Below are 16537 nucleotides of genomic sequence, written 5' to 3'. Positions count from 1 at the left end.
TTCGGTTCTGGTCCCGTCTATTTCTTCACCAGCGGTAAGCGGATTTGTGACGGGTAGCCGGCCGTATGAAACACCTTGTTGTTAGCCACCACACCCTTCGACTCATCGTAATTTTTACCGCCTGTGTTCAGGTTTCGTTCGAAACGGGGAAAGTTACTGCTCGATACTTCAACCCGAATCTGGTGGCCCGGTGCAAAGAAGTTACTCGTTGCCATCGGACTCAGCGTGAGTTTGTACACCTTCCCGTTTTCCATCATCACCTGTTTATCGAAACCCTCCCGATAGCGGGCGCGCAGGATGGTTTCGTCGAGGTTATACGCCCGTCCATCGGGGTACACATCGATGAGCTTCACGGTGAAATCGGTGTCTTTCGCGTCAGAACCTACGTAAAGCGTCGTTTCAACCGAACCGCTCAGTTCTACGCCCTCGGCAAACGGCTCGGTAGTATAGACCAGAATATCCTGCCGCGTTTCCATCTGGTGCTGATCGAAGGCACCTCCCTGAATGGCCGTGCCTGTGCAGCATACGTTTCCCCCATAGGAAGGAACGGGATAAGCTGGATCGTAGGCGAAGGCATCGGCTTTCTGGCTGTTAGCGGGGGGCGTTGGGGTAAGCTTCCCGTCGCCGTAAAGACTATTGGCGCGGCCACCACTCGACAGGTAATAGGTAGTCATGGCAGCTTCTGCCGGGGGCCAGGTGTCGGATGTCTGCCACTTGTTTGAGCCCATGGTGTAATACCGAACGCGGGGAGTCTTGGTCAGCACATCGTTCTTTTCTCCCTTCAGCCAGTAGTCGAACCAGCCATAAATAAGGCCATCATAGTCTAGTCGGGCATCACCAACGTTACGTTCACCTACTACCGTGTTCTCGGTAGCCCGTTTATAGGCGCAGTGCAGGGTAGGGGCGATAACCAGGAACTGGGCATCGCGCATGGCGGCATCGGTTGCGTTTTTACGAACGTGGTTAAACAAGGCCAGATTCGGGCTGCTCGACACGTCATACCAGGATACAAACCAGTAGCTGGGCTTGTTAAATGGCATGTTGTCCTGGTAAAGTCCGCCCTTGCTCCAGTCAGGATCAGTAGGCTGGCGAACGATCATCTTCTCGTAAATACCTTTCTGGCCGTTCGCCTGTTTGATGATATCCTGCACGGGCAGGTGGCGTAACCCCTGTGCCCAGTCTACTTTAGGCATCTCGGGAGCCAGGTCGTAGAAGCGGGAAGCTCTGGTCAAATCCTCACTGGTTGCTGTTTTGGAAAAAAGGGGCCGGGCAGCGTCGGTTTGCGTGCCGTAGAGCCAGGTGGTAAACAGCATTTGCTGAGCGCCACCCCGGTACCAGTTGCCCTGTTCCATGAAGGGTCCCACCCGCCCTACACCCGCGCCAAAGCCCATAGGTACCATGGCTGCGTGGGCCGGATGATCGAGTGCTGCTACGGCCATCTGCCACTCCGCTGTCGATGAGCAGCCCAGCGTGCCGATTTTTCCATTCGACCAGGGTTGCTGTTTCATCCATGCAAAGGCGTCGAAACCATCGGTCGTCGGCGGGCCGAGGATATCCCAGTCTCCTTCAGAAAAAAACTTGCCCCGTTCGTTCTGCACGACGTAGGCATACCCGCGTTTGACCGCATCGAGAGCGGCCTGGTAAGTACCGCCCCGTTGTTCCCCGTCGCCCCAGTTGTTGAAATTGTAAGGTGTTTTAGAAAAGATAATAGGGACGGGGGCGTTTGTCTTTGGCCGATAAATATCAGTCGCCAGCCGGACCCCGTCACGCATGGGCATCATCACTTTCTGTTCAATAGTAGCAAGCTGCTGGAGTTGCTGCAATACGTCGGCGGGGGCTGATGGTTGAGCCCACAAGGTACGGGCTGCACACAGAAAAAAAGCCAGCATGAGGGCTGGGAATGAATTTCGGACGTTCATGTAGGCTGAAAACGAGATGGTGAAACGGCTATTCTTTCGATCGAATGGGTAGCTGATAAAGCTACGGCATTTGATCGAGAATCAAGAACGATACGCCTGTTTTCGGGCTGAATCCAGTAGATTATACGTGCTATTGAGTCACTGACCTCGTGTGAATACCGAAAGACTGCGCATAGTTAAGCCAACCAAAGCTTACCCGCACGGATACTCATTCAGAGAGGAGTATGCCGCCCCCGTCTCACAAGCCTCTTTACAATGGTTCTTGATGGCATACCTGATCACTTCGTTCGCGGATCAAACGAAGGTCAGTGAGAAGTCCGGTTATAGCTGAGCCAGCAGATACAGCACCGCCATGCGCACCGCCACGCCATTTTCGACCTGATCGAGGATGATACTATGACTCGAATCGGCCGCGTCGGAGGTGAGCTCGACGCCCCGGTTAATAGGGCCGGGGTGCATCAGTACAATGGGCCGGTCGAGTTCATCGAGCATTTGCTTGGAGATACCAAAATAGAGCGAATACTCCCGCAGAGAAGGGAAATACTTGATCTGCTGCCGCTCCAGCTGAATCCGTAATACGTTGGCTACATCGCACCACGCCAATGCCGCCCGTACGTCGTGGCCCACCCGTACACCCAGACTTTCAATATGCTTGGGAATGAGCGTTTTGGGTCCACATACCATAACTTCAGCCCCCTGTTTTTGTAAACAGAAAATATTGGACAACGCCACACGGGAGTGGGTGATGTCGCCAATTATGGCTATCCGTTTACCGGCTACGTCGCCGAGCGCCGAACGAATCGAGAAGGAATCGAGCAGCGCCTGTGTAGGATGCTCGTGGGTACCGTCGCCGGCATTGACGACATTGGCTTTGATGTGCTTCGTGAGGTAGTGCGGGGCACCGGGACTGCTATGGCGCATGACGACCATATCGACTTTCATGGCCAGGATATTATTGACCGTATCCAGCAGTGTTTCGCCTTTCTTAACTGACGATCCGGAAGCCGAAAAGTTAACGACATCCGCTGATAGCCGCTTTTCGGCCAGTTCGAACGAAAGTCGGGTACGGGTCGAATTCTCGAAGAAAACATTGGCAATCGTTACATCACGCAGTGACGGGACTTTTTTGATCGGCCGGTTGATGACTTCTTTAAACTGTCCTGCCGTATCCAGAATTAACTGAATGTCGGACTCGGTCAGGTCTTTGATGCCCACCAGATGGCGGACGCTGAGAGATTGGGCCATGAGGGGTAACGCAGGGACTAAAATTGGGCAAAGATAGCATCAGTCCTTACTTATTTCAGAGAATGCCTGGCCAATATCAGTTGTTTAATTGACAAGAGCGAGTCAACTTTGCCGGGTGAGCCAGGCCCGTTTCGTCAACACGGTCCTACTTGGCCCCTGCCTACCCGAAAATATGCATACCTCTTCCATTCCTTTTCAAGTTACCGACTGGGCTGAAGTTCCCGCTACGGAGTACCCTGGCGAAATAGGGACAGCCCACTGGCGCACCCTTAAATTTGGGTCGCTTCGGGTTCGTTTAGTCGATTATTCCGCCAGTTACCTCTCCGATCATTGGTGCAAACGGGGACATATCATGTTCGTTGTCTCCGGTGTGCTGGAACTAGAGCTGGCCGATGGCCAGGTGTTCCGGTTAACCCAGGGGATGTCTTTTGAAGTGTCAGACCAGGAAAGTGTTCACCGAACCCGCACCGGTACCGATACGGGTGCTACACTGTTCATCGTAGATGGTGGCTTCCTGATGGGCGAGTCGACGGGTTTGTAATCGGAACAGGTAACCTTTTTTTCCATCCCAACCGGTCGCCTTTGAGCCGATTACGACCTAATGTTTAGCAGCCTAAGCGTTTGGGGGTCCGGGCTACCCTGGTAGTACCTGGCCAGGACGGCACCAAAGACCGGGTCGGTGGGCTTCAGCAGGTTGAACAGAGTCATACTCGATCTCACCTTCAAATCGTCCGGATTACCCAGAATCTGATTGGCTGTTTTACCCTCTACACTTAGCAGCGCGTTCGCAATCTCGGTGAGCCGGGCTCCTAAAACCGGGTGGTCCAGGTATGATCTAGCTTCCTGCAGGTCTTTTATCGCGTAAAATCGCGCCATCTCGCTATACCCTAACCCGGCTATCTGTGGGAAAATAAACCACACCCAATGGGTTTGTTTTCGACCCTTTCTTATTTCATCCAATGCCTTGGTATAGTATGTTTCCTGGGCCTCCAGGAACCGATTCAGGGTATCGTCTGCCTGCATGGTGATAGCTCTTTACCTGTAATTCGTTATCCACGTTGTATGTGATCGATTTCAGTCAAACCGCAATCGTTCGATTGTTGTTTGGGTATTCTTTATCTGTTGTTCCCGAATCAGGTTGACTGGCTCTGCCGCCCGCTCCCTACAGTCGGGGATAGGGCACCGTTCACATGTTTCGCCAACGAGCGTAGTTGGTATTGCCGGATCATCCAGGTAGTGGAATACGCTGCGCAACTGGTCGGTGATGGGTAGGCCAATATTGATGCTGCTGTTTGTGGTGGTAGGGGGAGACGATTTGGCAATCGACATAACGAAATAGGCGTTGCCACTGGTTGAAAAAGTAATGCGCTGCGCCCGGCAAATAGGCTTACCATCCCATTGTCCGCTTTGCTGCTGTTGCCGGAGTTCATTCAGAATAGAAACCGATACCTGCCGTCGGCAGTAATGCTCGTCACGGGCGGTACCGTGAGGGGTGTGAAGTTTACTCAGGTGCAGCTCTTTGGTAAGCTGAAACTTTAAATTGTCCCGTTGATTGAACCGCAGGAAGAATAATTCTTTAAGCCCAAAATGACTCGTCAGCAGGTTCGTCATCCGTAAAAGGAACATTTCGGGGGTTACCGTTCGAGGTTTCATCGCTGCCAGCAACCATTCGTTTTCCCAGTTGGGTTGGGCAACCAGATCCAGTAACTCAAGGAGCAACGCCTGGCGCGGAATCAGGATGGCGCGGGCAAAATACGAAGCCCGGAAGTTATTCAGGACCTCGTCGAACGAACGGGCTTCCAGTACCGACGATTCGAGTGGGCGCACCGTCAGGCGAAGTTGATGATAGCCTACTTCGCGTGCCAGCGTGAAAGCCCGCTGTTCTGGTGAAAGCTTGTTGTTAAGTAGCAGTTTATTTTTCTCTGGCAGGTAAACGGACCGCAGCGACGATAAATCGGGGTAAGCTGCGTCATCATAGGCTTCGATCGTGCAACCGTATTCCTGAACGAGGACGTCTGACAACCAGTTTGTAGATTCTTCCGGAGGGGTAGGCAGGGGATGACTGGCCAGAAATTCGTCAGCCTCCAGCTCCAGGTCTTCAAAGTAATTATCGTGCATGGCCTGGTAAGTCCGAAGCACGGAGAAATAAAACTGCTCGACTTTCAGGTCATAATTCCGGCCTATCTCAATTAACGTGCTGATGAAAGCACTCAATTTGGCGGGCGCACTCGCCATAACTTCGAGAAAATAGCCCGGTTCTATACCGAATAGATCGAACGGTAATTCACTGAGAATATTCGAATTGAGTAGTTCGACTACCGGTTCAAGCTGCTTGCTGACCTTTAGTGAAATCAGCGTATCGTAATCGGTCTCCAGCGCTTTGGCAATGGCAAACACCTTCTCCGTTTTTGGGTACTTTTTCCCCTTCTCGATCTCATTCAGGTAAGATGGCGACAGGCCGGTGCGACTTGCCAGGTCATAAGTCGATAAGCCACGGTCGTTTCGTAGCTGCCTGAGTTTAAGGCCAAAAATGAGTCTTACTTTATCCCGGTCGGTTGTCATAGGACAAAATTACTATTCCACCGGTAAAATCCAGAAAATAGATAAAATTTAGCGATTCAATAATAATTAGCGAACGTTCGCTAATTATTATTGAATCGCTGTTTATATTTCGTACGAAATCAATTCTCACCAAAATCTACCAGAGTATGATCGTTGAAAACGTACGTTCCCACGCCGATACAATCGCCGGTGATCAAAGCGATAGGGCCTTGAAATTCCTGAAAATCAGTGATGTCGCGGAGTTAAACTTCCAGCTTTCACCGGCTGAGTTGGTTGAGCGGGCACTCCTTAACCGTGAAGGACAGCTTACCAATACAGGAGCGCTGATGTGCACAACGGGCCGGTTTACCGGTCGGTCGCCAAAAGACCGATATATCGTTCGTGACAGTAGGACTGATTCCCGCGTTGACTGGGGTGCTGTCAACAGGCCATTCGATGAAAAGCAATTTGATCGGCTACACCGTAAAATGTGCCACTTTGTCGAGTACCAACGCGTATATGTTCGCTATGCCGTAGCCGGGGCCGACCCACGCTATCAACTTAAACTCTGTATACTGACGACATCGGCCTGGCAAAATCTGTTCTGTGCCAACATGTTTCTGCGGCCAACAGAGGAAGAAATTGCCTTGTTCGAGCCCGATTTTACCATTCTGGCCGTGCCGGAGTTTCTGGCACATCCCAACGAGGATGGGACCCGTGGCGAAAACTTTACGGTCCTTAATCTATCGAAGCGGGTGATTCTTATTGGGGGAACAGGGTATGCGGGGGAGATAAAAAAGGGGGTGTTTTCGGCGCTCAACTTTCTGCTTCCTGCCCAGGGTGTACTACCTATGCATTGTTCGGCCAATGTGGGTACCAATGCCCATACGGGTGAGCCAGCCGTGGCCCTCTTCTTCGGGTTGTCTGGAACAGGTAAAACAACCCTCTCGGCCGATCCTGAACGTGGATTGATCGGTGATGACGAACACGGCTGGAGCGACGAGGGGGTATATAATTTTGAAGGGGGCTGTTATGCCAAAGTCATCGATCTGACCCGCTTGCGTGAACAGCAGATTTACGATGCTATCCGCTACGGTGCTATCGTTGAAAACACCCGCTTCTTGCCCAACACGCATGTAGTTGATTATGCAGATTCCTCGATCACTGAAAATACGCGTACCGCCTACCCAATCGACTTTATCGAACAGGCTGTTAGTCCATCGATAGGCGGGCATCCTCACACTATTTTCTTTTTGACCTGTGATGCGTTTGGCGTATTACCACCTATTTCCAGGCTTACCCCCGTGCAGGCGATGGATTATTTCGTGCTGGGCTATACTGCTAAAGTAGCCGGAACCGAAATGGGCGTTACTGAACCACAGGCTACCTTCTCGGCCTGCTTTGGCGCTGCGTTCATGCCGCTTCATCCCACTGAGTACGCACGAATGCTGGGTCAGAAAATTCATAGCCATGGCGTGAATGTCTGGCTAGTAAATACCGGCTGGACGGGTGGTGGTTACGGGGTAGGACAGCGAATGAAACTGGAGTATACCCGGACCATGATTCGGGCGGCTCTGTCAGGCGCACTGGCTGCCGTATCGTTCGTGGAGCACCCGGTTTTCGGGCTTTCGATGCCCACGTCCTGCCCCGGTGTACCCACCGATCTGCTCGATCCCCGGCAAACGTGGGTCGATCCGTTGGCTTATGATGAAAAAGCAGAAGTCCTGCACGCACTTTTTGTTGAAAAACGGCAACCATTCGCTATCCCTCCAATCACTTTATGATAACCCTATCCAACGAGAGACCGGGGGAAACTAAGTCCCCGGAGCGTCCAGACCTGGCCTTGCCCGTCGGGACCACACTGGACCGGTACATTTTGCATCGGCAAAGTGCATTCCGGTATGCAACCGGCGAGTTGTCGCAACTGTTGCGGGATATTGCGCTGGCGAGCAAGATCATACATCGGGAAATAAACCGGGCGGGCCTGATGGACATTACCGGGTCGGCCGGCTCAGGAAATATCCAGGGCGAGACGCAGCAGAAGCTCGATGTAGTGGCTAATATCCGGTTTATCCGGGCGCTGAAAAACGGCGGTGAAGTCTGCGCTATTATTTCGGAGGAGGATGACGATATTATCCACACCGGTAATAGTCAGGCTAAATATGTTGTCGCCATTGACCCGCTCGACGGTTCCTCAAACATTGATGTCAACGTGTCGATCGGGACTATTTTTTCTATTTACAGGCGGGTGTCGCCGGTTGGTACGGAAGCTACAGAAGCCGATTTTCTGCAAGGTGGCCGACAGCAGATCGCAGCCGGCTATATTCTTTATGGTTCATCGACACTGCTGGTTTTCACGACAGGCAGCGGGGTAAGCGGGTTTACGTATGATATCTCCCTGGGCGAGTACATTCTCTCCCATGCCGACCTTAGGCAACCCGAAGCCGGGTTTATTTTCTCCTGCAACGATGGGAACGTCGACGACTATCCTGTGTCTGTGCAGCGGTATCTGTTCCGCTGTAAGCAGCAGCGATTAACGGGCCGGTACATTGGCTCACTGGTAGCCGATTTTCACCGTAATCTCATCAAAGGCGGTATCTACCTGTATCCGCCAACGCTCAAAGCGCCCGCTGGGAAACTCCGGCTCCTGTATGAATGCTACCCAATGGCTTTTATCGCTGAACAGGCGGGTGGCAAGGCCACCAACGGCTTGCAACCCATACTGGATATTGTCCCCGTTTCACTTCACCAGCGATCTGTTCTTTACATCGGCTCCCGTACAATGGTCGAGGAGGTATAAGGTACAGGTAACAGGAAACTTCGTTCGCGAACCGGCGGGCAAAACCTCAACTGGTAGACACAAAAAATCCCCGGCACCGTTGGGTGCCGGGGAGGGCGGTGGAATACGGAACGAAGCTTATTTCGACGCAACCAGTTTCATTTCAACCGTAAAATCATCGTAGATAGCTTTGTCGCCAATGTTCTCGAAGAACGATTTGGAGCCATAACGGATATCGTATTTCGTACGGTCGAGGGTAGCTTTGCCATCGGCAGTGATCGTGTTACCCGTCATTTTTACGGTAGCGGGGAACGTTACAGCGTTGGTAATGCCCTTAATGGTCATGTTGCCAGTGATGTCATAAATGTCGCCACCTTTAGGCGTAACTTTCGTCACTTTAAACGTAGACGTTGGGAATTTCGTCGTGTTAAAGAAATCCTCCGACTTCATGTGGCCAATGAACTTTGCGTTGTAGCTCGCGTCGGTCAGGTCAGTGTTAACCATGCTGTTCATATCGAACGTAAACGTACCACCCGATAGCTTCCCGCCATCGACGGTCATCGTACCATCGCTCAACTTTATCGTGCCGCTGTGCTCACCGGTTACTTTTTTGCCATTCCAGTTTAGAATGCTTTTCTGGGTGTCGACTTTATAAGCTGTTGCTTTTTTGCCGGGGCCTACAAAGGCCGATGCGCTGACCATCACCGCTACGGCGACTAAACCAGCCAGAAACTGACGTGTTTTCATGGTGTTTTTTTTGAGAGATTGTATATGGTTGACTTGGTAATGCTATTTGTTAGGCCCTTAACCGGTCGAGCAACTGGCTGAGGTAGTTGGCTTCCTCTTCCGTCAACTTGTCGGCCTGCGTCAGATCCCATTTTGCCTGATGCGTATCCAGCCGTTTGAGCAGCGCTAACCCCTGGTCGGTGATAACGACGTCAACAGCCCGGCGATCGCTCGGACACTCGGTCCGCAATACGAGTTTCTTGGCAACTAATTTGTCGACCAGTCGGGAAGCGTTAGACATTTTATCGAGCATACGCTCAGTTATGTCACTTACCTTGACCGGGTTTGGATGCTGGCCGCGCAGAATCCGTAATACGTTATATTGTTGCAACGTTAGCCCAAACGGTTTCAGTACCCGCATCTGGCTGTCGGCCACCCAGTTGCTGGTATACATTAAGTTGACCATCACCCGATGATAGGGCGTCTTAAACGGGGTGGTCTGTTTGATGTCGGCTTCGATAGACATGCTGCAAATATAATGCAATAACATTTAATGTATCAACATTATATACAAATTTATTTTATTTTTCTCGACGAAGAATCATTGTTACCGGTAGGGAATGATCAGTGGAGCCGATAAATCAAAGTCGCGGAACCGTAGGGCAGGTATACCTTCGAATGAATTTCGGAACGGGGATGTGTTGCCCGGAATATTGGGATAATAAGAGAGTCGGATCTGGAAGCTGTTAAAGGTAAGGTTCTCGTTCCGGAGCCTGAATCCAATTCCATATCCCTGGTATAAAGGGCCGCGCAACAGGGAGCGGTCAGAAAAGCTAACCAGTCCAATGTTGGCAAAAGAGATAAAAGCTACCCGGAAGCCAATCAGGCTTAACCGGGAGAACAAAATGTTTTCGTAGTTGATAAGCCAGCGTTGGGTGCCCCGAAGGGCGTCGCTGTTGATGCCAATGCCATCGGTGTTGATGCCGCTGCCGTTGCTTCCCAACGTGATATACTCGTTCTCGAACCGATTGATGCCGGTAGTGAAACGGGTATTGAAAAAATGGCGCAGGTTGCCCCACTTAGTTTTCAGAAGTGGACTGAAGTAGTTTGATTCGAACGATATCACACTCTGCTCAATGCCTTTGGTGCGGATGTAACCGCCCAGGCTAACCAACGTATACACGTAACCGATTCGCCTGACGTATTTGCCCTGCGAAAAATTCAGTCCTGTATACAAACGTTGACCCAGTTCGGCATTATCGAACCCAATAACGCCCGCCACCGATTCGCCGATGGGTACGTCCTCTGTCCGGCCAAAGCCGTAGATAAGCACATCGCGTATGTATTTACGCCGGGAAAAACCTACGCTGAAGAGTGTCGTGCGGCTATCCTGATAGCGCTGGTTGGTGTCGGCCGTAACGTCGGGACGGCCTGTATATTCGTAGTTAGTATTACGAATCGCGATAATCAACCGCGACCGGCCTTTCTCGTCGGAGTCTTTCTGTCCGTAAAACAGCCGAAACGAACGGCCGAACCAAACGTCGGAGTAGTTGTAGCGTAGGGGGGCTACCAGAACGCTGTCTGTGCGGGTAATGACCCGATCGTTGACGCGGGTATGATTGATTTCAATAGATCCGGCGTATTTAGTGTCGGGGGTCAGGAATGGCCGTGACAACCGGATAGCGCCTTGTTTCAGGTCGCGTAAATACAATAATTCCGCCTGAGCGGTCAGAAATGTTTTGCCAATGAACGGAACCGTATAACGGCCCCGGTATTCAGCCTTCTGTCGGGGATCGTCGCCATTGTAAGTCACCTGGCTGTATAGCTGGTGGCCCAGACCCTGTAAGTTACGCTGCTCAAAACCAAGGCTGAAGCGGTTGAGAGCACCCACTCCGCCCGTGGGCAGCAGCGACCAGACATCCTGTGTTATTACGTATACATCGACAAACTGGCGGCTTCCTTCCCGGGGCAACACTAAAATTCGGGCATCATGAAAAATCGACGTGCTGCGCAGGAGTCGCTCATTGTCGCGCAGTACGTTGGGACTAACTTCATCTCCTTCTTTAAACAGAAGGTATGATCGGCGAATGACGCTTTCGCGGGTGTTGACATGGACCCGGTTTCCCGTCCGCTCGATCCAGTTGCCCGCTTGCCGGAGGGTATCGTACACCGAATGTCCGAATACGCCAAGGCGCTGGATGTAGATGGTACCAATAATACGCCCTTCAAAGGGCACGAACGGATTGACCTCTATCTGGTTGACTTCGCCCGTCCGGACGCGGCTGTTGTATACATCCCTAAATACAGCATCGTAGAGCTGGCGGGTGATCCGCCGTTTGTACATACCTGTTTTAAGGCGTGTATAAAAGACGCTGTCACGCTGCATCAATATACTATCGGCAATGGCGGTCGATGTGGGGGTTGCCAGTGAATCGGTAGCGCCCCGTTTGGGTTGCCTGCGGGTTGTATCGGTCTGGCCCAGAGCGATGGTACTGCATACAGCATATAGCAACAAGCCTGCCTGGCCGGAGCGAAGCAGGTGTCTATAGGCACGGTTATACAGTTGACTCATTGCGTAAGTAGGTGCGAGTTAGAAGCATCCCGTTGCCAATGGTTTAAATAGGGCTTAAACCATTTGTTGATCGCTAACTATACGGTTTATTAATGCCGGTATAGCACGTCCAGTATCGGTGAAAGATAAAATCTACTAACATTGACACGCCCAAATACGTGCACTCACTAATGTAACGGTTTATAGAGCCAATAATCCCGCTGACGTTCGGCACCAAATTGGAAATAGTGGTAGCCAAACGGAGAAAAGCCCATTTTATGGTAAAACGACCGGGCTGTTTCATTCCGCTCCCATACGCCCAGCCAGACAGCCTCGTAGCCAGCCGACCGCGCCCAATCGAGGCAGAAGTTCATCAGTAACCTTCCCTGACCTCGTCCTACGTGGCTTTGCAGAAGGTAGATACGCTGAATCTCGATGGCCTTGTGTCGGTACGCAGCCGGCATCTGGCGCGGAGGGGCCTGCCGACGAAGTTTGGCATACCCAGCGGGTGCACCATCGTCGGTTTCAGCGAGAAAGAACCAGGACCGGGGATGGGCCAGTTCGGTTTCGAGTATTGGCTGCGTAAGGGTCGATTGAAGGTATTCTTCGACTAAATCAGCCGGGTTATGGGGCGGCCCAAACGCTTCGCGCCCCGTTGTTGTAGCGAGTTCGGAAAGCACGGCCGCATCGGCCAGGGTAGCGGGTCGAATAATCAACGTAATGATGGATTAGCGGCTAAGTGATGAACGTATGTCTGGAGTCACGTCAAAAAGCGACTCCAGACGTGTTAGGCTCTGGCTCTGTTGGTTTTCCACTTAGTCCGCGATACCGGTACCGCATCGGCTGAGCCTGTAGTGGGCCCCGGTTTCGAGTTATTCATCAGGTAAGCGGCCAGAACGGCTGCCAGTTCGGATTCTGTGGCATCAGGGGCTGGGGTTAGTTTGTCGGGGGTGAAGTACTTACTAACGAAACCGGTGTCGAACTGCCCGCTGCGGAACGCTTCGTGCTCCATCACAAACCGGGCAAATGGCAATGTAGTCTGTACCCCCGAGATCTGGTATTCATCGATGGCCCGGATCATTTTCTGAATGGCTTCAGCGCGGGTGTCGCCGTAGGTGATCAGTTTGGCGATCATGGGATCATAGTAGATGGGAATTGCCATACCCTGCTCAAAGCCGTCATCGACCCGAACACCGTTCCCCTGCGGCCTGACATACGTATCGAGCGTACCCACGTCCGGGAGGAAGTTGTTCGCCGGATCTTCGGCATAAACGCGTACTTCCACGGCATGCCCTTTTATTTCCAGGTCTTCCTGTCGTATGGTCAGGGCTTTTCCTTCGGCAATGTAAATCATCTGCTTCACGAGGTCTATACCCGTAATCTGTTCGGTAACGGGGTGCTCGACCTGAAGGCGGGTGTTCATCTCCAGGAAGTAAAAGTCCAGCTTGTCATTGACGATGAACTCGACCGTACCCGCTCCATAGTAGCCACAGGCCCGGGCTACGGCAACAGCCGCCTGGCCCATTGCTTCCCGTATCTCGGGCGTGAGGATAGCCGAAGGGGCTTCTTCAACCACCTTCTGATGCCGACGCTGTACCGAACATTCCCGTTCGAAGAGGTGAATAATATTGCCGTGCTGATCGCCCAGTACCTGAATTTCGACGTGGCGGGGGGAGGTTACGTATTTCTCGATAAACACCGATCCGTCACCAAAGGCCGAGATGGCCTCGCTGACAGCCCGGTCCATCTGTTCGTCAAATTCGGCGTCGTTTTCCACGACACGCATGCCTTTACCACCCCCGCCGGCACTAGCTTTGATAAGGATAGGATAGCCAATCTGAGCTGAAATAACCCGGGCTTCTGTCCGGTCGGTAATGGCCGACGGGGTGCCCGGGACCATAGGAATGTCATAAGCGGCAACGGCTGCTTTGGCCGCCAGCTTGCTTCCCATGATCTCGATAGCCTCGGGCGATGGCCCTACAAAGATCAAACCGGCTTCGCGTACCAGCCGGGCAAAATTGGCGTTCTCGGAAAGAAAACCATAACCAGGGTGAATGGCATCGACGTTAAGCTGACGGCATACATCGATGATAATGTCGGCGCGCAGGTAGGATTCTGACGAGGGAGCTGGTCCTACACACACGGCTTCGTCGGCATAGCGGACATGGAGAGCGTTACGGTCGGCTTCGGAATAAATCGCTACAGTTTTAATACCCATTTCGCGGGCCGTGCGCATGATTCTCAAGGCTATTTCGCCCCGATTAGCGATCAGCAATTTGTTGATTGTTGGCATGATACGGTAGAACGTTCAGTCGGCAGAATATGTTGGCCTAGGCACCGACTTGGTGAATTAACAGGCCGATTTACGCAAATAAGCCGTAATAAGTACCTGTATGAAGATCATTTTGTCAAAACCCTTCATACTGAGTGAGTCACGCTGAATTTCGTTTAATCAATTTGTACTACAAGAACTTAGGCGTATTTTTGCACTTACCGCGTAACAAACAGGGTATTAGCCCGCTAAATTATACCAATAAGTGGATTTATTTGAGAAACTGCGCACCAATCTAGGTCCTATCGGCTCGCCATCACGGGAGTTCAACGGTCACCATTATTTTGCATTTCCTAAACTCGAAGGAGAACTTGGGCCGCACATGCGGTTCCGGGGGAAAGAGGTGCTGAACTGGAGCCTCAACAACTACCTCGGCCTGGCCAACCATCCTGAAATCCGTAAGGCTGATGCCGAAGCGTCGGCACAGTGGGGGCTCGCCTATCCTATGGGTGCCCGCATGATGTCGGGCAACAGCGATCTTCACGAGCAATTCGAGAAGGAACTGGCCACTTTTGTAGGGAAAGAAGATTCATTCCTGCTTAACTATGGGTATCAGGGGGTGATGTCGGCTATTGAAGCGGTTGTCGATCACCGTGACGTAATCGTTTACGATGCTGAGTGTCACGCCTGCCTCATCGATGGTATCCGGCTTCACAAAGCCAAGATGGGTGAGTACTACAAGTTCAACCATAATGACATGGCCAGCCTGGAGAAAAACCTTCAGCGGGCAACCCGAAAAGCTGCGGAGAAAGGCGGTAGCATTCTCGTTATTACCGAAGGCGTTTTCGGTATGTCGGGCAAAGTGGGTAGCCTGGACCAGATCGTGGCCATGAAAGATAAATATGAATTCCGCCTGCTGGTCGACGATGCCCACGGCTTCGGCACGATGGGCGAAACGGGTGCGGGTGTTGGTGAAATGCTGGGGTGCCAGGATGGTATCGATCTGTATTTCTCGACTTTCGCCAAGTCGATGGCTGCCATCGGCGCCTTCATTGCCGCCGACCACGACATCATCATGTATCTTAAGTACAACATGCGGTCGCAGACCTACGCCAAAGCGCTGCCGATGCCGTATGTGGTAGGTGGATTGAAGCGTCTGGATATGATCCGCAACTCTTCGGAGTTCCGCGATAAACTCTGGGCTAACGTTCGGGCTATGCAGAGTGGTCTGCGCGAGCGGGGTTTCAATATTGGCGAAACAGAGTCGCCGGTAACGCCCGTACTGTTACAAAACCTCAAGGGTGGCGTGCCGGAAGTGACCGCTCTGATCCGTGACTTACGCGAAAATCTTGGCATATTCTGTTCCATCGTCGTATACCCGGTGGTGCCTAAAGAAATTGTTATGTTGCGCATCATTCCAACGGCCGCTCATACGCTCGAAGACGTGCAGGTCACGCTCGATGCCTTCTCGTTGGTGGCTGATAAGCTGGAACGGGGCGTATATCTTCAAAATAAGGCCGAAATTGCCCCAGAAACGCTGGAAGTATCGGCTGAAGCAGCCAGTGAGTAGTGTTTTGGGTCAAAAGTTGCATTTTTCAGCTATTTTTTTGGCCCATCTATTGCGCTGTATGGTAGAATGACTAAATTTCAGCCGTAAAACCGCGTTTTTAGCGGAATTTGGGCATTTTTTCAACCTTAAACCCATGCACATTGCTATGGCACGCTTCGATGAAGTAAAGAATTTGGTTATGTCGCTCGAAGGTGATTTCGAGAAATTTTACGACAAGAAAAACCAGGCTGCCGGTACCCGTGTTCGTAAAGGAATGCAGGATTTAAAGACACTGGCGCAGGCCATTCGGTCAGAAGTCCAGGATACCAAGAACAGCGCCGAAAAAGAGTAAGCAGCAGGTCGGTCCTTGGCCGAAACGATAAACACCCTCGTCAGTCAATCGATCTGACGAGGGTGTTTTCGTTTAGAGCATCAAATTTTTTCGCGGTGCATGAGGGTTGCTACACCCCGAGTGGTAACTTTTCCGGTTTGCAGGTCGCGCAGCTCGCCAAGAATTTCGGCGGTATGCTTATCGGGGTTGAGCGACTTCACGGTAAAGACTGCTTCATAATCGGTATCGACAAACATAGGGCGCAAAAACTCCAGCGTCTGGCCCAGGTAAACAGATCCGTAGCCAGGAAATTCGGTGCCGAGTACTTTGGTGAACACACTGGCTCCCAGCATACCGTGAATAATGGGTCGTTTGAAAGGTGTTGTGGCCGCAAAGTCAGCGTCGAGGTGAAGCGGGTTATTGTCGCCCGTTACGCGGGCAAAATCGATAACGTCGGCCTGCGAGAAACGAAATGCATACCGGTGGACGGCATCAAGGGCAAAATCCGTAATCATGATGAATGATGAATGATGAATGATGAATGATGAATGATGAATGATGAATGATGAATGATGAATGATGAATGATGAATGATGAATGATGAATGATGAATGATGAATGATG

Annotated in this window: 15 protein-coding genes; 5 read left to right on the top strand and 10 right to left on the bottom strand. The window is 51.7% G+C overall.

Features of this window, described 5'->3' with window-relative positions:
- Nucleotides 1–17 precede the first annotated feature (17 nt).
- On the bottom strand, nt 18–1919 hold the full coding sequence (locus FH603_RS14720) for a CocE/NonD family hydrolase (RefSeq protein ID WP_186738292.1): 1902 nt from the start codon (nt 1917–1919) through the stop codon (nt 18–20).
- A gap of 321 nt (nt 1920–2240) precedes the next feature.
- Entirely contained in the window at nt 2241–3164 is a 924-nt protein-coding gene (locus FH603_RS14715; protein WP_186738291.1) for an aspartate carbamoyltransferase catalytic subunit, read from the bottom strand.
- Between the two features lie 172 nt (nt 3165–3336).
- Between FH603_RS14715 and FH603_RS14710 the strand changes: the two genes are divergently transcribed.
- Nucleotides 3337–3705, top strand: a complete 369-nt coding sequence (locus FH603_RS14710) for a DHCW motif cupin fold protein (protein ID WP_186738290.1) — start codon at nt 3337–3339, stop codon at nt 3703–3705.
- 50 nt (nt 3706–3755) lie between these two features.
- Here the strand turns inward: FH603_RS14710 and FH603_RS14705 are convergent, their stop codons facing one another.
- Together FH603_RS14705 and FH603_RS14700 are read right to left on the bottom strand one after the other, a co-directional pair.
- Nucleotides 3756–4187: a DUF1810 domain-containing protein gene (locus FH603_RS14705; protein WP_186738289.1), complete on the bottom strand. Its 432-nt coding sequence runs from the start codon at nt 4185–4187 to the stop codon at nt 3756–3758.
- Nucleotides 4188–4238: 51 nt separating this feature from the next.
- The gene (locus tag FH603_RS14700) at nt 4239–5726 is read right to left on the bottom strand and encodes a helix-turn-helix domain-containing protein (protein ID WP_186738288.1); all 1488 of its coding nucleotides are present in this window, start codon (nt 5724–5726) and stop codon (nt 4239–4241) included.
- A gap of 146 nt (nt 5727–5872) precedes the next feature.
- Between FH603_RS14700 and pckA the strand changes: the two genes are divergently transcribed.
- Both pckA and fbp read left to right on the top strand, forming a co-directional pair.
- Nucleotides 5873–7489: a phosphoenolpyruvate carboxykinase (ATP) gene (gene pckA, locus FH603_RS14695; protein ID WP_186738287.1), complete on the top strand. Its 1617-nt coding sequence runs from the start codon at nt 5873–5875 to the stop codon at nt 7487–7489.
- Nucleotides 7486–8505, top strand: coding sequence for a class 1 fructose-bisphosphatase (gene fbp, locus FH603_RS14690; RefSeq protein WP_186738286.1), 1020 nt, complete (start codon nt 7486–7488; stop codon nt 8503–8505). Before pckA ends, fbp begins: the two co-directional genes overlap by 4 nt.
- Nucleotides 8506–8622: 117 nt before the next feature.
- Here the strand turns inward: fbp and FH603_RS14685 are convergent, their stop codons facing one another.
- From FH603_RS14685 to accC, 5 genes are all read right to left on the bottom strand, one after another.
- Nucleotides 8623–9231 carry a YceI family protein gene (locus FH603_RS14685; RefSeq protein WP_186738285.1) on the bottom strand — a complete coding sequence of 203 codons (609 nt, stop codon included), beginning with the start codon at nt 9229–9231 and terminating at the stop codon, nt 8623–8625.
- A 49-nt stretch (nt 9232–9280) separates the two neighbouring features.
- The gene (locus FH603_RS14680) at nt 9281–9736 is read right to left on the bottom strand and encodes a MarR family winged helix-turn-helix transcriptional regulator (protein ID WP_186738284.1); all 456 of its coding nucleotides are present in this window, start codon (nt 9734–9736) and stop codon (nt 9281–9283) included.
- Nucleotides 9737–9817: 81 nt separating this feature from the next.
- A complete protein-coding gene (locus FH603_RS14675) occupies nt 9818–11782 on the bottom strand; it encodes a BamA/TamA family outer membrane protein (protein ID WP_186738283.1) in 1965 nt (654 codons plus the stop codon).
- A 167-nt stretch (nt 11783–11949) separates the two neighbouring features.
- The gene (locus FH603_RS14670; protein ID WP_186738282.1) at nt 11950–12477 is read right to left on the bottom strand and encodes a GNAT family N-acetyltransferase; all 528 of its coding nucleotides are present in this window, start codon (nt 12475–12477) and stop codon (nt 11950–11952) included.
- A gap of 71 nt (nt 12478–12548) precedes the next feature.
- Entirely contained in the window at nt 12549–14054 is a 1506-nt protein-coding gene (gene accC, locus FH603_RS14665) for an acetyl-CoA carboxylase biotin carboxylase subunit (protein WP_186738281.1), read from the bottom strand.
- A 244-nt stretch (nt 14055–14298) separates the two neighbouring features.
- On the opposite strand from accC, the gene FH603_RS14660 reads away from it, so the two are divergent.
- Complete coding sequence (locus FH603_RS14660; protein WP_186738280.1) at nt 14299–15603, top strand: aminotransferase class I/II-fold pyridoxal phosphate-dependent enzyme; 1305 nt, start codon at nt 14299–14301, stop codon at nt 15601–15603.
- Nucleotides 15604–15748: 145 nt separating this feature from the next.
- On the top strand, nt 15749–15934 hold the full coding sequence (locus FH603_RS14655; RefSeq protein WP_186738387.1) for a histone H1: 186 nt from the start codon (nt 15749–15751) through the stop codon (nt 15932–15934).
- A gap of 80 nt (nt 15935–16014) precedes the next feature.
- On the opposite strand, the gene FH603_RS14650 is transcribed toward FH603_RS14655, so the two are convergent.
- Nucleotides 16015–16428 carry a MaoC family dehydratase gene (locus FH603_RS14650; protein ID WP_186738279.1) on the bottom strand — a complete coding sequence of 138 codons (414 nt, stop codon included), beginning with the start codon at nt 16426–16428 and terminating at the stop codon, nt 16015–16017.
- Nucleotides 16429–16537 lie beyond the last annotated feature (109 nt).

The organism is Spirosoma utsteinense (assembly GCF_014282275.1).
In the GTDB taxonomy this organism is placed as follows: Bacteria; Bacteroidota; Bacteroidia; order Cytophagales; family Spirosomataceae; genus Spirosoma; species Spirosoma utsteinense.
This window is presented reverse-complemented; position numbering and strand designations above follow the sequence as displayed.

Coding starts and splice junctions, on each gene's coding strand:
- FH603_RS14715 (WP_186738291.1), bottom strand. CDS start 3,164: ATGGCCCAATCTCTCAGCGTCCGCCATCTGGTGGGCATCAAAGACCTG.
- FH603_RS14710 (WP_186738290.1), top strand. CDS start 3,337: ATGCATACCTCTTCCATTCCTTTTCAAGTTACCGACTGGGCTGAAGTT.
- FH603_RS14720 (WP_186738292.1), bottom strand. CDS start 1,919: ATGAACGTCCGAAATTCATTCCCAGCCCTCATGCTGGCTTTTTTTCTG.
- FH603_RS14650 (WP_186738279.1), bottom strand. CDS start 16,428: ATGATTACGGATTTTGCCCTTGATGCCGTCCACCGGTATGCATTTCGT.
- FH603_RS14675 (WP_186738283.1), bottom strand. CDS start 11,782: ATGAGTCAACTGTATAACCGTGCCTATAGACACCTGCTTCGCTCCGGC.
- FH603_RS14705 (WP_186738289.1), bottom strand. CDS start 4,187: ATGCAGGCAGACGATACCCTGAATCGGTTCCTGGAGGCCCAGGAAACA.
- FH603_RS14655 (WP_186738387.1), top strand. CDS start 15,749: ATGGCACGCTTCGATGAAGTAAAGAATTTGGTTATGTCGCTCGAAGGT.
- pckA (WP_186738287.1), top strand. CDS start 5,873: ATGATCGTTGAAAACGTACGTTCCCACGCCGATACAATCGCCGGTGAT.
- accC (WP_186738281.1), bottom strand. CDS start 14,054: ATGCCAACAATCAACAAATTGCTGATCGCTAATCGGGGCGAAATAGCC.
- FH603_RS14700 (WP_186738288.1), bottom strand. CDS start 5,726: ATGACAACCGACCGGGATAAAGTAAGACTCATTTTTGGCCTTAAACTC.
- fbp (WP_186738286.1), top strand. CDS start 7,486: ATGATAACCCTATCCAACGAGAGACCGGGGGAAACTAAGTCCCCGGAG.
- FH603_RS14685 (WP_186738285.1), bottom strand. CDS start 9,231: ATGAAAACACGTCAGTTTCTGGCTGGTTTAGTCGCCGTAGCGGTGATG.
- FH603_RS14680 (WP_186738284.1), bottom strand. CDS start 9,736: ATGTCTATCGAAGCCGACATCAAACAGACCACCCCGTTTAAGACGCCC.